At 40.0% G+C, this 16,315-nt stretch carries 14 protein-coding genes; 9 read left to right on the top strand and 5 right to left on the bottom strand.

Annotated features, from left to right (window positions below; translation table 11 throughout):
• Position 1 precedes the first annotated feature (1 nt).
• The 3 genes from rsxB to B0169_RS05290 all read right to left on the bottom strand — a co-directional run bounded on the left by rsxB (position 2) and on the right by B0169_RS05290 (position 3,288).
• Complete coding sequence (gene rsxB, locus B0169_RS05300) at positions 2 to 556, bottom strand: electron transport complex subunit RsxB (RefSeq protein WP_077284932.1); 555 nt, start codon at positions 554 to 556, stop codon at positions 2 to 4.
• Positions 556 to 1,137: an electron transport complex subunit RsxA gene (rsxA, locus tag B0169_RS05295; RefSeq protein ID WP_077284931.1), complete on the bottom strand. Its 582-nt coding sequence runs from the start codon at positions 1,135 to 1,137 to the stop codon at positions 556 to 558. The genes rsxB and rsxA overlap by 1 nt, the downstream gene beginning before the upstream one ends.
• 264 nt (positions 1,138 to 1,401) lie before the next feature.
• Complete coding sequence (locus tag B0169_RS05290; protein WP_077284930.1) at positions 1,402 to 3,288, bottom strand: EAL domain-containing protein; 1,887 nt, start codon at positions 3,286 to 3,288, stop codon at positions 1,402 to 1,404.
• 486 nt (positions 3,289 to 3,774) lie between these two features.
• Here B0169_RS05290 and rimP point away from each other — a divergent pair, with 486 nt between their 5' ends.
• From rimP to rpsO, 6 genes are all read left to right on the top strand, one after another.
• Positions 3,775 to 4,236: a ribosome maturation factor RimP gene (rimP, locus tag B0169_RS05285; protein ID WP_077284929.1), complete on the top strand. Its 462-nt coding sequence runs from the start codon at positions 3,775 to 3,777 to the stop codon at positions 4,234 to 4,236.
• A gap of 28 nt (positions 4,237 to 4,264) precedes the next feature.
• The gene (gene nusA, locus B0169_RS05280; RefSeq protein ID WP_077284928.1) at positions 4,265 to 5,761 is read left to right on the top strand and encodes a transcription termination factor NusA; all 1,497 of its coding nucleotides are present in this window, start codon (positions 4,265 to 4,267) and stop codon (positions 5,759 to 5,761) included.
• 21 nt (positions 5,762 to 5,782) lie between these two features.
• Positions 5,783 to 8,467, top strand: a complete 2,685-nt coding sequence (infB, locus tag B0169_RS05275) for a translation initiation factor IF-2 (RefSeq protein ID WP_077284927.1) — start codon at positions 5,783 to 5,785, stop codon at positions 8,465 to 8,467.
• A gap of 207 nt (positions 8,468 to 8,674) precedes the next feature.
• Positions 8,675 to 9,091, top strand: coding sequence for a 30S ribosome-binding factor RbfA (gene rbfA, locus B0169_RS05270; RefSeq protein WP_077284926.1), 417 nt, complete (start codon positions 8,675 to 8,677; stop codon positions 9,089 to 9,091).
• Positions 9,092 to 9,093: 2 nt separating this feature from the next.
• Positions 9,094 to 10,038 (top strand): tRNA pseudouridine(55) synthase TruB, encoded by a 945-nt coding sequence (gene truB / locus B0169_RS05265; protein ID WP_077284925.1) that lies wholly within the window; start codon positions 9,094 to 9,096, stop codon positions 10,036 to 10,038.
• Positions 10,039 to 10,177: 139 nt separating this feature from the next.
• Positions 10,178 to 10,447 (top strand): 30S ribosomal protein S15, encoded by a 270-nt coding sequence (gene rpsO, locus B0169_RS05260; RefSeq protein WP_077284924.1) that lies wholly within the window; start codon positions 10,178 to 10,180, stop codon positions 10,445 to 10,447.
• Between the two features lie 184 nt (positions 10,448 to 10,631).
• Here the strand turns inward: rpsO and B0169_RS05255 are convergent, their stop codons facing one another.
• Complete coding sequence (locus B0169_RS05255) at positions 10,632 to 12,914, bottom strand: FdhF/YdeP family oxidoreductase (protein WP_077284923.1); 2,283 nt, start codon at positions 12,912 to 12,914, stop codon at positions 10,632 to 10,634.
• 19 nt (positions 12,915 to 12,933) lie between these two features.
• Positions 12,934 to 13,683: a formate dehydrogenase accessory sulfurtransferase FdhD gene (fdhD, locus tag B0169_RS05250; protein WP_077284922.1), complete on the bottom strand. Its 750-nt coding sequence runs from the start codon at positions 13,681 to 13,683 to the stop codon at positions 12,934 to 12,936.
• Between the two features lie 400 nt (positions 13,684 to 14,083).
• Here fdhD and B0169_RS05245 point away from each other — a divergent pair, with 400 nt between their 5' ends.
• The 3 genes from B0169_RS05245 to B0169_RS05235 all read left to right on the top strand — a co-directional run bounded on the left by B0169_RS05245 (position 14,084) and on the right by B0169_RS05235 (position 16,179).
• Entirely contained in the window at positions 14,084 to 14,539 is a 456-nt protein-coding gene (locus B0169_RS05245; protein WP_077284921.1) for a hemerythrin domain-containing protein, read from the top strand.
• A 2-nt stretch (positions 14,540 to 14,541) separates the two neighbouring features.
• A complete protein-coding gene (locus B0169_RS05240; protein WP_077284920.1) occupies positions 14,542 to 14,802 on the top strand; it encodes a DUF2249 domain-containing protein in 261 nt (86 codons plus the stop codon).
• Between the two features lie 63 nt (positions 14,803 to 14,865).
• Positions 14,866 to 16,179 (top strand): hypothetical protein, encoded by a 1,314-nt coding sequence (locus B0169_RS05235; RefSeq protein WP_077284919.1) that lies wholly within the window; start codon positions 14,866 to 14,868, stop codon positions 16,177 to 16,179.
• Positions 16,180 to 16,315: the final 136 nt, after the last annotated feature.

Genomic DNA, 16,315 nt, shown 5'->3' with positions numbered 1-16,315 from the left:
TCTAATCTATTTGTACGACAGGAATACTATTTAAATCCCATTGCCAATTTTGTGTTGTTGTTGCTACGGGGATCATCTCTATACAATCTACCGGGCAAGGTGCGACACATAAATCACAACCTGTACATTCGTCAGCAATAATAGTGTGCATTTGTTTTGTCGTGCCTATGATGGCATCGACAGGGCAGGCTTGAATACACTTAGTGCAACCAATGCAGTCCTCTTCGATGATAAAAGCAACCTTTGGAGAATTATCTGTTTCGTGATTGCCATCTAATGGTTGAACTTCGACTCCCATTAAATCTGCAATTTTTTTAATGGTGTCTTCACCACCGGGTGCACATTTATTGATGGCTTCACCATTAGCTACTGCTTCGGCATAAGGTTTACAACCTGGATAACCACATTGACCACATTGTGTTTGTGGTAGTAAAGCATCTAACTGCTCAGCAAGTGGGTCTCCCTCAACTTTAAATCGTACAGAAGCGAAACCTAATAAAGCGCCAAATAATGCTGCCATGGCACCAAGGACTAATATTGCAATAAGAGTACTCATTAAAACTTAACCAACCCTGTAAAGCCCATAAAGGCTAATGACATTAAACCCGCGGTGATCATGGCAATTGCTGAGCCTTTAAAGGGTGTTGGCACGTCAGCATTCGCTAATTTTTCACGCATTGCAGAAAACATAATCAACACTAAAGAAAAACCAACGGCAGCGCCAAAGCCATAAATAATAGACTCGAAAAAGTTATGTTGTTCTTGAAGGTTTAACAAGGCGACGCCCAACACCGCGCAGTTAGTGGTGATCAAGGGTAAAAATATACCTAATGTACGGTAGAGGTTGGCACTGGTTTTATGGACAACCATTTCAGTAAATTGAACAACAACGGCGATCACCAAAATAAAACTCATGGTGGTTAAATACTCTAAGCCTAATGGCGCTAAGATATAGCTATTAACGATGTAGCTTAATAGAGAGGCTAGCGTCATAACAAAGGTTGTTGCGAACGACATGCCGATAGCAGTTTCAGTTTTAGATGACACCCCCATAAAAGGGCATAAGCCAAGAAACTTAACCAAGACAAAGTTATTTACTAATACAGTGCCAACGAGTAGCAGAAGATAATCAGTCATTTGATCAATATATTACCGTGAAAATTCGCACTATTATCCGTGTTTATCTAGTAATAAACAACATATGAAGCGTAGGGTTATTGATTTTTATCTGCAGATATTTATTTGCGATCAAAAAATGTCCTTAAAGGTACAGTTATTATGCTAAATCATTGCTTTATTTGATATCGTTTATCGCATTCTATAAACAAAGTGCAGCTATGGTTTCTCAATTAAGCAAAAGAGCAAAGATAAATTGCAGGTTTAATTCTCGATAGCATCAATTTATATTGAAGAAATATTTTTCGGTTTACCGATGTAAAACCCTTGGCAACCATCAACAAATAGCTTTTCAAGTGTATATTTTTCTTCTTGGCTTTCAACACTTTCAGCTAGCACACTGATACTTAACCTATGCGCTAAATCGACCATCAAACGCAAAAAGTATTGGTTATTTTTATCTTCATTTATATCACGGGTATAGGTACTATCCATTTTAATAAAATCAGGCTTTAGATCTCTAAAAAATTTAAATGAGGTAAGGCCAACACCAAAACGCTCAACAGTAATGCGCGCACCTACGCGATGGATCATATCAATAAAGTTTTTACTGGCTTTAATATTTTGCTGTAAACCATGCTCGGTAATTTCAAAGACTAATTTAGCTGCAACGCTAGTGTCGCGCAGTAAACGCCTTTCTAGCCAAATTAAAAAGTGACCATCATTTATTGAACGGGCACTAACATTTATACCAAAGAAACTACCCAGCATGTTCTTTTCAGTAATTTCTTTGATAGCTGACTCAATGATCATTTTATCAACAGCAACGATTTTATCGAGTTTTTCTGCCATGGCAAAAAAAGATGCGGTAGGTAAGGGGTCATTATTACTATTGATAAAGCGCGCTAAAATTTCACCATAGACACGATTATTGGGGCTGCTAGGTTTAATTGTTTGAATAAGTAAGTTTATTCGCTGATTTTCGATGACATTATCGATTTCTTGACGCCAATTCTGGTTGCCATAACTGGCGCTACTACTTTCTAAGATGCTACTGTCTGTTTGTGCAAACCAGGCATTAACTTGCTGTGTTTGCGCAATACTTATTCCGGTATCAGCTAAGGCTAAAAGCTCACCTAGAGGTTTGTCATTATCAAAATATACCATGCCAGTGTAACCAACAGAGTCTAAGTCAGACGCTTGTTGGTAGTCGTTGAAGCGGCCGGTTAAATCGGTGGCGAAACTTTCTGCTGCTTTTAAGGTGATATTAGGAATGAGAGTTGCAAAGTCAGAGCTATTTAAGCGAAATACTTGTGCACCGTTATAGCGACTGATAGCGTGTTTCATAATGTCAGCAACATGACGAATATAGCTATCACCTTCATTGTAGCCATGCAGTTGGTTAATTGTTTGTAATTCGGAGCAACGCGTAATGGCCAGCACACCGAAGTCAGAGCGACGTTCAACATTCTCAAAAAACTGTATAAAACGATTACGGTTTTCTAGCTTAGTTACGGGTTCAATGTAGGCATCTTTTTCCAATATAGCCGTTGCACTAACTTTAGTGGCAATGAGCGCCTTAATTTCCGATAAATGCTGTTGAATTTCCGGCAAGTCAATTTCGTTATCCGCTATTTCATCATCGCTCTCTTCACCGGTGATAACAACTGCAAGGTCACGTTTAATTTGCCGATTAATTTTTCCCGCCAAACGACGATAGCGACCAATGCTAAATGAAGCTGCAATGACAATGAACACAATACTCAGCACAAATACAGATAAGATTATATTACGTAATAAAAGTAGATTATCAGTAACATCGACTTGATAACGTATAGTTAACGATGAATTAGGTAGCGTGATTTCGCTGATAGGGGCTAAAACTACATTACTTAACAGCGTAGAGTTGCGCTGCTGATTAACAATAACAGCACCTTCTTCATTGGTAATATTGAGAAAATGGTAACCATTAAAGTGTGCTAAGTGTTTAACAAGTGCTTGTGCACTGAACGCTTGAGTATTTTTTTCAAGTGATAGTAGGGTTTGCTGGTGTTGACTTTGCTCCCCCGATGTTTGTAGCGCCAATAATACTACACCGGCAATAGCAACACAGGCACTGAAGCCCAAGGCAAAAAGAAAGTTTCTTAAAAGTAATTGAGAATATGAATACATATAATTCCAAAGTGCTGGTAAGTGCCGTTATAGTAGTCACCGATGAACTACCGTTAATTATTTTTAACATGAATGGAACTAATTTACTAACTATCTGATTATGCCGCAATAATTTTTAGCCTAAAGCAGCATAAATTTCATCTTGTTTTCTACTAAAAATAAGCTAGGTTAAGCTTGTTGACTTGGCATTGTTTACTAAAATTAACTTGCTAAAAAAATAGCAAGTCTATATAATTTGCGCAGCTTGAATATAGCAATATTTCACTGAATAGATTTTTATCAATGTTAGATAAATTTTCTAAGATATTGTTATACAGAACCAAGAAAGTTATGACTTGGTTTACATCGTGGGTTCAGTGAATAAGCCCCGCGTAATGGGGCTTTTTTGTATCTTAACAATGTTAAAAGGTGCAATACAGCAAGGTAAATCGCTGGGCTATATGCCCTTTTTTTGTTTCTGAACTCTTCCAAATTGGAGAAAAATGATTGGCTAAATTTGAACATAAATTAACCGCAATGTTACGTCCTGCCGTTGAAGAAACGGGTAAGGAATTATTAGGCGTTGAATTTATTAGTGCCGGTAACCATTCGGTTTTACGATTATTTATCGACCATGAAAATGGTATCGATGTTGATGACTGTGCAGAAGTAAGTCGTCAAGTAGGGGCTATTCTCGATGTAGAAGACCCAATCAGTAGTGAATATAGCTTAGAAGTTTCATCGCCTGGGCTTGATAGGCCTTTATTTGACAAAGCGCACTTTGAAGCGGTTGTTGATGAAACGGTAGAAGTAAAAATATCAATGCCATTGAATGGTCGTCGAAAATTTAAAGGCAAATTAATTGCCGTTGAAAACGATAGCTTAATTGTCATGGTAGATAATGAGGAATATGAACTCGTTATCAGTAACATAGACAAGGCTCACCTTGTTTTTAACCATAAAAAATAATTTAAAATACTGAGAAAGGCTAACTAGCATGAGTAAGGAAATATTACTGGTTGTAGATGCTGTTTCTAATGAAAAGGCATTACCACGAGAAAGCATTTTTGAAGCGATGGAAACCGCTTTAGAAACTGCAACAAAAAAGAAATATGAAGGCGATATCGTCGTTCGTGTCAGTATTGATCGTACAAGTGGTGAATTTGACACTTTCCGTCGTTGGTTAATCGTTGATGAAAGTGAAACGCCGATGGAAAACCCATACGCTGAGATTAGCTTAGCAGCGGCGCAATATGATGAACCAGACTTAAAAGTTGGTGATTATGTTGAAGAGCAAATTGAATCGGTTAAGTTTGACCGTGTAACAACACAAACGGCTAAGCAAGTTATCGTTCAAAAAATTCGTGAAGCAGAACGTGGTCTTATTGTTGACGCTTACCAAGAACAAATTGGTGAAATTATTACTGGTGTAGTGAAAAAAGCTAGCCGTGATAGCGTTATTTTAGACTTAGGTAACAATGCCGAAGCGATTGTTTATCGTGATGATATGTTACCACGTGAAAGCTTCCGTCCGGGCGACCGTATTCGTGGTTTATTGTATGAAATTAAACCTGAAGCACGTGGCGCACAATTATTCGTCAGTCGTACTAAACCTGAAATGTTAATTGAATTATTTCGCGTTGAAGTGCCAGAAATTGGCGAAGAAATGCTTGAGATCAAAGGCGCAGCTCGTGACCCTGGCTCTCGTGCAAAAATTTCGGTAAAAAGTAATGACAAACGCATAGACCCTGTGGGTGCTTGTGTTGGTATGCGTGGTTCACGCGTGCAAGCCGTTTCAAGTGAGTTAGGCGGTGAGCGCGTTGATATCGTTTTATATGACGACAACCCTGCGCAATACGTTATTAATGCAATGGCGCCAGCTGAAGTGGCTTCTATCATTGTTGATGAAGACAAGAACACTATGGATATTGCTGTTGAAGAAGGCAACTTAGCCATGGCAATTGGTCGTAGTGGTCAAAACGTACGTTTAGCTAGCCAGTTAACGGGTTGGGAACTTAACGTTATGACTGTTGCAGACATGAACGAGAAGCACCAAGCTGAAAATGATAAAGTATTAACGCTATTTACTGATAAGTTAGATCTTGATGAAGATTTTGCTTTGATGTTGGTAGAAGAAGGTTTTACCTCGTTAGAAGAAATTGCTTACGTACCTGTTGCTGAAATGCTTGATATTGATGGCATGGATGAAGACATTATCGAAGAACTACGTGAACGAGCAAAAGCCGCTATTACTACGCAAGCACTAGCAAGTGAAGAAACACTTGAAGGTGCAGAGCCAGCTCAAGATCTACTTGACCTTGCTGGTTTAGAGCGTCACTTAGCATTTGTTCTAGCGAGTCGAGGTGTGCGAACACTTGAAGATCTTGCAGAGCAAGGCGTTGATGAAATATCAGACATTGAAGACTTAGATGAAACCAAAGCGGGCGAGCTAATTATGGCTGCACGTAATATTTGTTGGTTTAACGAAGAATAACTCACCGGGAGAATTATATAGATGGCATCAGTAACAGTAGAACAACTTGCCAAAGAGATCGGCACACCGGTGGATCGCTTAGTAAGCCAATTGGCTGACTCTGGCGTGAACAAATCGGCGACCGACTCTGTTTCGCAAGAAGAAAAAGAAGCACTACTTGACCACTTGAAAAAACAACATGGTGACGACACAACAGCTAGCCCAAGTAAAATGACGCTAAGCCGCAAGAAAAAGTCTACTTTAGTTTTAGGTCATGGTAGTAAGGCTAAATCAGTACAAGTTGAAGTGCGCAAAAAACGTACTTATGTGAAACGTAGTGATTTAGAAGAGCAACAACAGGCAGAAGTAGAAGCTAAAGCCGCGGAAGAAGCACGTATTCAAGCTGAAATTGACGCGAAAGCTAAAGCAGAAGCGGATGCTAAAGAAGCTGAAAATGCTCGTGCTGCAGCTGCAGCCAAAGCAGAAGTTGAAGCAAAAGCGAAAGCTGAAGCAAAAGCCGAGGCAGAAGCCAAAGCCAAGCAAGCAGCAGTAGCTAAAGCTAAAAACCTTGAAGAAACGGCAGCTAAACCTGTCGTTGCTGCTGAAACCGAAGATGCGAAAAAACTACGCTTACAACAAGAAGCTGAATTAACGGCTAAAGCCGAAGAAGAAGCACGTTTGTCTGCTGAAGCGGCTCGTAAACTTGCTGAAGAAAATGAAGCGCGTTGGAAAGAGCAAGAAGCTGAACGTAAAGCGAAAGAAAAAGAAGTGGTACATTTAACCTCTTCTAAATATGCTCAAGAAGCTGAAGATAAAAGTGATTCAGCTGATGAAAGTGGCCGTCGTCGCAAGAAGAAAAAGCCAGCAGGTCAAGATAGAAATAACCGCGGTCGCAATGCAAGAGGCAAAGGCAAATTAAGCCTATCTTCACCTCAAAGCTTGAAGCATGGTTTTACTAAACCAGTGGAAGTTAAGCTTAATGAAGTACGTATTGGTGAAACTATTTCAGTTGCAGAGCTAGCCAACAAAATGTCGGTTAAAGGCGCTGAAGTTGTTAAAGCCATGTTTAAAATGGGTGCAATGGCAACCATTAACCAAGTGATTGACCAAGAAACTGCAGCTCTTGTTGCAGAAGAAATGGGCCGTGAAGTGGTACTTGTGAAAGAAAATGCCCTTGAAGAAGCGGTATTATCTGATCGTGGACATTCTGGTGAAGCTATAACCCGCGCACCTGTTGTTACTATCATGGGTCACGTTGACCACGGTAAAACATCATTACTTGATCACATTCGTGAAGCTAAAGTAGCTGCAGGCGAAGCGGGTGGTATTACTCAGCATATTGGTGCTTATCACGTTGAAACGGGTCATGGTATGATCACTTTCCTTGATACCCCAGGCCATGCTGCGTTTACATCAATGCGTTCACGTGGTGCTAAAGCAACGGATATCGTTATCATCGTTGTTGCTGCTGATGATGGTGTAATGCCACAAACAATTGAAGCTATTCAGCATGCAAAAGCATCTGAAGCGCCAATTATCATCGCTGTGAACAAAATGGATAAAGAGGGTGCAGACCCTGAGCGTGTTAAGAGTGAGTTATCACAACACGATGTATTATCTGAAGAGTGGGGCGGCGACGTTCAATTCTGTCACGTATCAGCGAAAACAGGCTTAGGTATTGACGAACTACTTGACGCAATATTATTGCAATCTGAAGTTTTAGAACTTACTGCTGTTGTTGATAAAATGGCAAACGGTGTGGTGGTTGAATCTAAACTTGATAAAGGCCGTGGCCCTGTAGCGACTATTCTTGTTCAAGAAGGTACTTTAAATCAAGGCGATATCGTACTTTGTGGTTTAGAATACGGCCGTGTTCGTGCCATGCGTGACGAAAATGGTAGAGCGATTCAATCTGCAGGTCCATCTATCCCAGTAGAAATTATTGGTTTAAGTGGTGTGCCAATTTCAGGTGATGAAGCAACGGTTGTTAAAGATGAGAAGAAAGCACGTGAAGTTGCTTTATTCCGTCAAGGTAAATTCCGTGATGTTAAACTTGCTCGTCAACAAAAATCTAAACTTGAAAATATGTTTGCTAACATGGCAACAGGTGAAGTTTCTGAAGTTAACGTAGTACTTAAATCTGACGTTCAAGGTTCACTTGAAGCGATTTCAGATTCATTAACTAAACTATCAACTGATGAAGTTAAAGTACGTATCATCGGTAGTGGCGTAGGTGCTATTACTGAAACTGATGCGACATTAGCTGCAGCGTCAAACGCTATTGTTGTTGGTTTTAACGTTCGTGCTGATGCCACTGCACGTAAAGTCATTGAAGCTGAAAAAATTGATTTACGTTACTACAGTGTTATCTACGCCTTGATTGACGAAGTTAAATCAGCGATGAGCGGTATGCTTGCGCCTGAGTTTAAACAAGAAATCATTGGTTTGGCACAAGTACGTGATGTTTTCAAATCACCAAAAATTGGTGCAATCGCTGGTTGTATGGTTACTGAAGGTATTATTAAACGTTCAGCACCTATTCGTGTACTACGTGACAACGTGGTTATTTATGAAGGTGAGTTGGAATCTTTACGTCGCTTTAAAGATGACGTACAAGAGGTTCGTAACGGTACTGAATGTGGTATCGGTGTTAAGAACTACAACGATGTACGTGTTGGTGATCAAATCGAAGTATTTGAAACCGTAGAAGTACAACGTACCTTGTAATTAATATTATTGCTGTTGTTAACAATAGCTGCATCAAAAGTACTCACTGACTTGCGTCAACTGCGTGCTTTTCTTTGCTCTAGTTATCAACAGCTTCAATAATTAATAACAATCGATTTATTAAAATGGGGGCTTTGCCTCCATTTTTTGCTATAAAGTTTATTTTAATGATTAATACTTTTTATAGCGCTTATAGGAGTAGCCATCATGGCAAGAGAATTTGCTCGTACTGATCGAGTAGCACAAGAAATTCAAAAAGAGATCGCGATGATTATTCAACGCGAAGTTAAAGACCCACGTTTAGGTATGGTCACGGTAAATGCTGTTGAGATCACGCGAGATTTAGCTTATGCAAAAATCTTTGTTACTTTCTTTACCTTGGAAGGTCAAAATGTTGATCACTCACTTGAAGTACTAAATGAAGCGGCAAGTTATATTCGTACTTTGTTAGCTAAGCGCATTAAAGCGCGCATTATGCCAGAGCTTAGATTTATCTATGATAGCTCAATGGTTGAAGGTGTTCGCATGGGTAATTTAGTCGACCAAGCGGTTGCGCAAGACATGAAAAACCATGAAGGCGATGTAAGCGAAACTGATGTAGACGAAGCTCCAGAGAGTGAATAACGATGGCGAAAAAAAGAAAAGGTCGCGCAATTAACGGCGTTTTACTGCTTGATAAGCCATACGATATGTCATCGAATAGTGCTTTACAAAAAGTTAAACGCATTTATTTTGCTCAAAAAGCCGGCCATACCGGAGCTTTAGATCCCCTTGCTACGGGTATGTTGCCGATATGTTTAGGTGAAGGAACTAAGTTTTCTCAATTTTTACTTGATACCGATAAAACTTATCAAGTTACTGCTAAATTAGGCGTTCGAACCACCACTAGTGATATTGATGGTGAAGTGGTTAGCGAGAGAGCGGTTAATGTCAGTGCCGAGCAACTGGCAGAAGCATTAGCGTCATTTCGTGGTACTACCAAGCAAGTACCTTCAATGTATTCAGCGTTAAAGTATCAAGGGCAACCACTCTACAAATACGCACGTGAAGGTATTGAAGTACCAAGAGAGTCACGTGATATTACGGTGTTTCGTTTAGATTTATTACGCTTTGAAGGTGACGAAGTCGATTTAGATATTCATGTTTCTAAAGGTACTTATATCCGTACTATTATTGACGATTTAGGTGAGTTACTTGGCTGTGGCGCACATGTTGCGCATTTACACCGTAGTGCCGTTGGTAACTATCCAACCGATCGTATGGTCACTATGGCGCAGTTAGAAGCCTTACTTGCACAAGCTGAAAGTGAAGAAGTTGCCCCGTCGGTTTATTTAGATCCGTTATTATTACCGATGACTTCTGCTTGTGATGGCATTCCTGCTGTTTTTGTTGATGATATGTCGGCTAACTTTTTACGCCATGGCAACCCAGTGCAATGCTCGAACGCGCCAAGCGAAGGCTTAGTACAAGTTTTTATTGGCGATGACGTTGAAACCGGTGAGTTTATTGGTATTGGCCATATAGATGATGATGGTTTAGTTGCGCCTAAACGTATTACGGTTGTCGGATAAACTCGGCTACTATGTGTAGGCTAACAGTATAAGTTGCAATTATCGTTAATATTGCTAGAATACGCGCTCTTTAGAACGTCTTGCTGATTTAGTGTTCGGCTCGACGCGATTTTTAAACACTAAAATTAAGGTAAATATTATGTCTTTAAATGCTGCTGAAAAAGCTGCTATCGTTGCAGAATACGCACAAGCTGAAGGTGACACTGGTTCTCCAGAAGTACAAGTTGCTTTGTTAACTACACAAATCAACCACTTACAAGGTCACTTCAAAGAGCACATCCATGATCACCACTCTCGTCGTGGTTTATTACGCATGGTAAGCCAACGTCGTAAATTACTTGATTACTTAAAAGGCAAAAACGTTGAACGTTACACTGCTTTGATCGGTAAATTAGGTCTACGTCGTTAAGACTAGCTTTATTAAATAAAAGCAAAAGATCTTCAAAAGGAGCCTAATGGCTCCTTTTTTTATTGCTGATTAATTATCTCTGATTTTATTATGAGCAACGGCACAACAAACACTAGATGATTCGCGTTGCCACTTAGCTTGCTTTTGAGAAGATAGTCAACGCACGACAAACTTAAACTTTACCCTACACCTGGGGCTTTAATATCACTGAGATAGATTTATAGGTTGGTGTGCCGCAATCGTCTGCAACACTTTCCAATGGTACGAGTGGATTCGTTTCTGGGTAATAGGCCGCGATACATCCAGCAGGTATTTGATAACGTACAACGCGAAAACCAGATACAGAACGTGTAATATTATCATTTGAGACGGTTACTATACTGACCAAGTCACCATCTTGTAGACGCTGATTTGCCATATCCTCATCATTAATAAAAACGACTTTTCGCTGTCCATGAATTCCTCGATAACGATCATCAAGGCCATAGATAGAGGTATTATATTGATCATGAGAGCGTAAGGTTTGTAATGTCAGAACGGGTTGTGTTGACAGACTTTCAGTTACTGTAGAAGATAAATGCGAAGGTAAAATTGCCGCTGAAAAGCTAGCTTTACCGGTAAGGGTTTTCCATTCACGCTGTGCAGCTGAATTGTCGAGATAAAAACCGCGCTCAGTCTCAATGCGTTGGTTATAGTTTTTAAAGCCAGGAATAACAGCAGAAATTTCATCACGAATGAGCGCATAATTAGCGCTAATTTTCGACCAGTCGATAAGGTTATCACCTAAAGTTGCTGTAGCAATACCGGCGATAATGGCGACTTCAGAGCGTAAATGCTCAGATGCTGGCGCATTTTGTCCACGTGAGCCATGCACCATACTCATAGAGTCTTCCACGGTAATCTGTTGTTGACCGCTAGCTTGTTGATCTATTTCTGTGCGACCAAGGCAAGGGAGAATTAGAGCGGATTTTCCTGTGATGACATGGCTACGATTTAATTTTGTACTGATATGCACGGTCAAATCGCATTGTTCTAATGCTTGATAGCTGCGGGCAGTATCCGGCGTTGCGGCAGCAAAATTACCGCCAAGTCCGATAAAAACTTTCGCTTTTCCAGCAAGCATTGCATGAATAGAGTCTACTGTATTGAAGCCAGACGTTTGTGGAGGCTCAAATTGATATCGTGCTTTAAGCGCAGCTAAAAACTGCATTGATGGCTGTTCATTGATACCGACGGTACGGTTTCCTTGAACATTAGAATGGCCTCTAACGGGGCAAGCACCTGCGCCAACTTTACCTATATTACCTCGCAGTAATAATACGTTAACTAATTCGCGCACCGTGGCAACTGAATGTCGATGCTGGGTGATCCCCATAGCCCAAGTAAAAATAACATTTTTGCTATTACTATAGATGTCGACCATCTGCGCGATCTCGCGACGAGATAAACCACTTTGCTGTGTTATCTCATCCCAAGAGCTATTGATTACTGCCTGTTGATAATCCTCAAAACCATCACAGTGTTCATCGATAAATGTGTGATCTAAAATGTTGCTATCATGTTCAGCTTTTTCAAATAGTCCTTTAGCGATACCACGTAATATTGCCATATCACCGCCTAATTTTGGCGTGAAGTAATATTGACTAATATCAGTGCTTGAAAACAATATCATTTCTTTAGGGTTTTGCGGATCGGCAAACTTTTGTAACCCTTGCTCTTTCAAGGTATTGATAGCAACAATGCGAGCTCCACGTTTTCTGGCTTTACGCAGGGTTGCTAGCATGCGAGGGTGATTTGTTCCTGGGTTTTGGCCAAAAACAAAGATAGCGTCAGCGTGATCAAAGTCTTCCATCGTGACGGTTCCTTTGCCAATGCCGATACTACGTGTCATGCCGACTCCTGAGGCTTCATGACACATATTTGAACAGTCAGGAAAGTTGTTAGTACCAAATGCTCGAGCAAAAAGTTGGTATAAATAGGCCACTTCATTACTGGCTCTACCCGAAGTATAAAATAATGCTTGATCAGGGCTGGGTAATTGGTTGAGATTTTTCGCAATTAATTCAAAAGCCTGCTGCCAACTTACCGGGTGGTAGTGATCATCTCTAGCGTCATACAACATCGGCTCAGTTAAACGGCCGCTTTTTTCCAGTGCATGGTCATCCCATTGTTGTAATTGACTAACGGTATATTGCTTGAAAAAATCTTCATCTACCCGCTTACTTGTAGCTTCCCAGGCAATAGCTTTTACGCCATTTTCACAAAAGTCAATTTTGCCTGCATGAGTACCGTCTCCCCATGCGCAACCGGGGCAATCGAATCCTCCAGGTTGATTAGCCTTAAGTAATGCTTTAACACTTTTCATCGCATTTTCACTTTGAATTAAGTGTTTAGCAGAGCTTTTTAACGCGCCCCAGCCTCCTGCAGGTGAAGAATAAGGCGGTTTAGAAGAATTTGAATTAGGCATAATTTTCTCTTAATTAGTTTTAAGCAAAACGTTTAAGTTGACCTTGTTGAAAGCTAAAAAGTGCTAAGCCGCTTTGCTCGGCTGAAGCTACGGCTAGATCGGTCGGTTGAGACAGCGTCACTAGCATAGGTAATTTGGCTCGTGCTGCTTTAATGACTAGATCATGACTGCAACGACTCGTTAATAGTGCAAAACCGGCAACACGTTCTTGTTTATTACTATATAAGCTACCAATGAGTTTATCGAGTGCTGAATGTCGTCCAACATCTTCTCTGACGGCAATTACTTGAGCCTGTAAATCGAAGTACACTGCCGTATGGTTACCTTTTACACCCTGATGATTTTTTTGAATTTTTGATAACGAGTCACGGGCGTTAATAATGATATCAACGTCAGGTAAAATAGGGCTATTGAGTGCTTTAGTTGGCACTGACATTGCCTCATTAATTGATGCGATACCACAGAGGCCACAACCCGTAGGGCCAGCCATAGTTCGGCGTCTTTGTTTTAAACGGTGCTCAGTTCTAGACAGTACATGCAGGTTAAGTTGCCAACCAAGCGCTTGCTTTTTAATGACGATATCTAATACTTCTGCAGTCGAGCTGATTAACCCTTCTGTCAAGGCAAAGCCGAGAGCAAAATCATGTAAATTATTTGGAGAAATCATCATCACAGATTGACTAATGCCATTAAAACAAACAGCAACCGCAACCTCTGACAGTTGCGCTTGATGCAATAAATCGAGAGATGATGCTGTATTCATTGCCATACTTTTCCTGTTGAGGGTTTAAATGTAACCTTGCTACTTGCATTCGCTCTTAATAACCATAGAGTGTGCAATATACATTATGATCAAGCGCTGAGTAGACAATTATGCATTTGATACGCAGCTTTGCCCAGCAATAACCTTAAGTGTGTTCGATAAGATTGTTTTATCGAAGCTTAATATAGACCAAAACCGACGACGCTAAATAATCTCCGTTCGCGCATACTGCTTTAGTCAAAAACATGATAAATCAACTCATTAAAAGCCTCGTGAAGTAATTTAGCGGCTAAATATATTTAGTATTGCGATTACTCAATGCTAAATAACGCTATTATTACGCTAAGTCAAAGAATGATTTTATGGTTGAGTTAAAATCTCATTAATTATTGATGAGGACTATTTTATGACATCTATCCCTGAATTTATGACGGCAAAACACCGTGAATGTGATGAATTTTTTATTGCCGCTGAGAATGCAATTACACAAAATAATTGGGCCTTAGCTAAAGATAGCTTTAAGCAATTTTCTGAAGAGCTAGATTTACATTTTCAAGCGGAAGAAAATATTTTGTTCCCTGAATTCGAACAAGCCACCGGTATTACACAAGGTCCTACACAAGTGATGCGCGGCGAACATCAGCAAATGCGAGCTTTAGTGGCGGATTTGTTGCAAGCACTGAGCGCTGAAGATAAAGACGCTTATATTGGCGCGTCAGAAACCCTGATGGTGTTGATGCAGCAGCATAATATGAAAGAAGAAATGATGCTATACCCTATGACGCAGCAGCGTGTTCCGGCGCCAGATGCTTTATTAACGCGCGTTGTTGAACATTGTCAAACACTTGAAAATAGCGAGTAGCAATGGAAGTAATGACAGTAAATGTCAGCGCATTGGCTCCACCTGAGCCAATGCAAGTAATTTTGTCTTCACTTGCTCAGTTGCCCAATGGCGCGGTATTAAAAGTAATACATCGACGAGAGCCGTTTCCGCTATACGAACGATTATTAGCGCATGGTTGGCTTTATCATAGTAAGCAAGTTTTGGATGAAAGTTATATTATTTACATCGCAAAAGGGCCGGATAAACAGCAGTTTAATGCTTTTATCGCCGCAAATGCTTAGCTGTAAGCGTATTTATAATGCTGTTGTTGGTGTTACAGAAAATATAAGTAGTGTAGAAAACTCATGAATATCGCTAATTTATCATTTAGTGCCTTACCTGCGATTAGCGTCCCATTTCGTTATTTTATTAGTGCTAACGTATTTTTAATCCTAGCCGCGTTGTTGATATTGTTCGCGGGGGAACCCCTTGGGCTGAGTCGATGGCAACCAATGATGTTGGCAGTGACTCATCTTTTCACCTTAGGTTTTGTGTCAATGGTGATGATGGGCGCTATCTATCAATTTTTACCGGTTATTGGTGGTGTGGGCATCGCAAATGTCAGCACTGTTGCAACGGTATCCCATAGTTTACATACCTTAGGTACTCTCGCGTTGACATGGAACTTTATTTTGCCGAGTACTTTAGCTCAGATCATTGCGATGTCAGCTTTGGGAATAGGTTTTACAGGGTATATTTTTTCGGTTATTCAGGTACTCGTAAAAAAATTGAGTCAAGGGCAGACTATCATTGGTATTCGCCTTGCGATGTTATCGTTAATTTTTGTGGTTTTGTTAGGGTTACTTTTTATCGCACAAAGTTACCTAATACCCTATGTTGATATACGTTTTATTGCTGACAAAAATTATACCGATTTGCATGCTTTATTGGGTGGTTTCGGTTGGGCAGGGCTGCTGATTTTAGCGGTAAGTTTACAAATAATACCAATGTTTCATGTAACACCAAGCTTCCCCAAATGGTTGGCAAAATATTTACCCGCTATGTTAGTTCTTTTGCTATTACTATTGTTTGTTTTTAAGCCTAATAGTGTCGCGGGGCAATTTGTTATCGCATTCGTTTTGGTACTATACAGTGTTTATAATGTTGCCTTTTTGAAGCTGTTCAAGCAGCGCAAACGCAAAGTGGTTGATACCAGTGTTAGCTTTTGGCAGTTTGCGGGTGTCAGTTTTCTGGCTTTGGTCTGTTTATACTTTTTCCCTGACGCTTTTTATCAGCAAGTATTTGCTGGAAATAAAGCGTTACTGCTGAGTGCGCTATTCATCTATTTTTATTTGGTCAGTATTATTGAGGCGATGTTGTTAAAAATAACGCCGTTTCTGACCTATACCCATCTACAAAATTTATGCTTAGCTGATTTTAGTGCGATGAGTTTTTTACCACATATGCATGAGTTATTACTGAAAAAGCATGGCCAAGTGTTATTTAAATTGCACCTGGTTTCTTGTTTTTTTCTGCTATTGACGATGGCCGCTACAGGCTATTATTTTTTGTTTGCATTAGCATTGTTGGCTGAATTTAGCTGGCTACTTTTTCTCATAACTCGCAGTTTATATTTATATCGAATCTGCCTAGCAAAGATAAAAAATAATCCGTTATAAATGCCCAGTATAAACGTTAAGATGTATTGGTTGATATTTATCCAATTCAGTGCGAAAGCGAGACATAACGACTACAAAGCATGCTTTTTACCTTTTAAATTCAACATTTGTGCTTTCGCGCTAGTAAAAACATAAC

It is taken from the genome of Cognaticolwellia aestuarii, assembly GCF_002000025.1.
GTDB classification, from domain to species: Bacteria; Pseudomonadota; Gammaproteobacteria; order Enterobacterales; family Alteromonadaceae; genus Cognaticolwellia; species Cognaticolwellia aestuarii.
The sequence above is the reverse complement of the archived record's forward strand: the minus strand, read 5'-3'. Positions and strand labels throughout refer to the sequence as shown.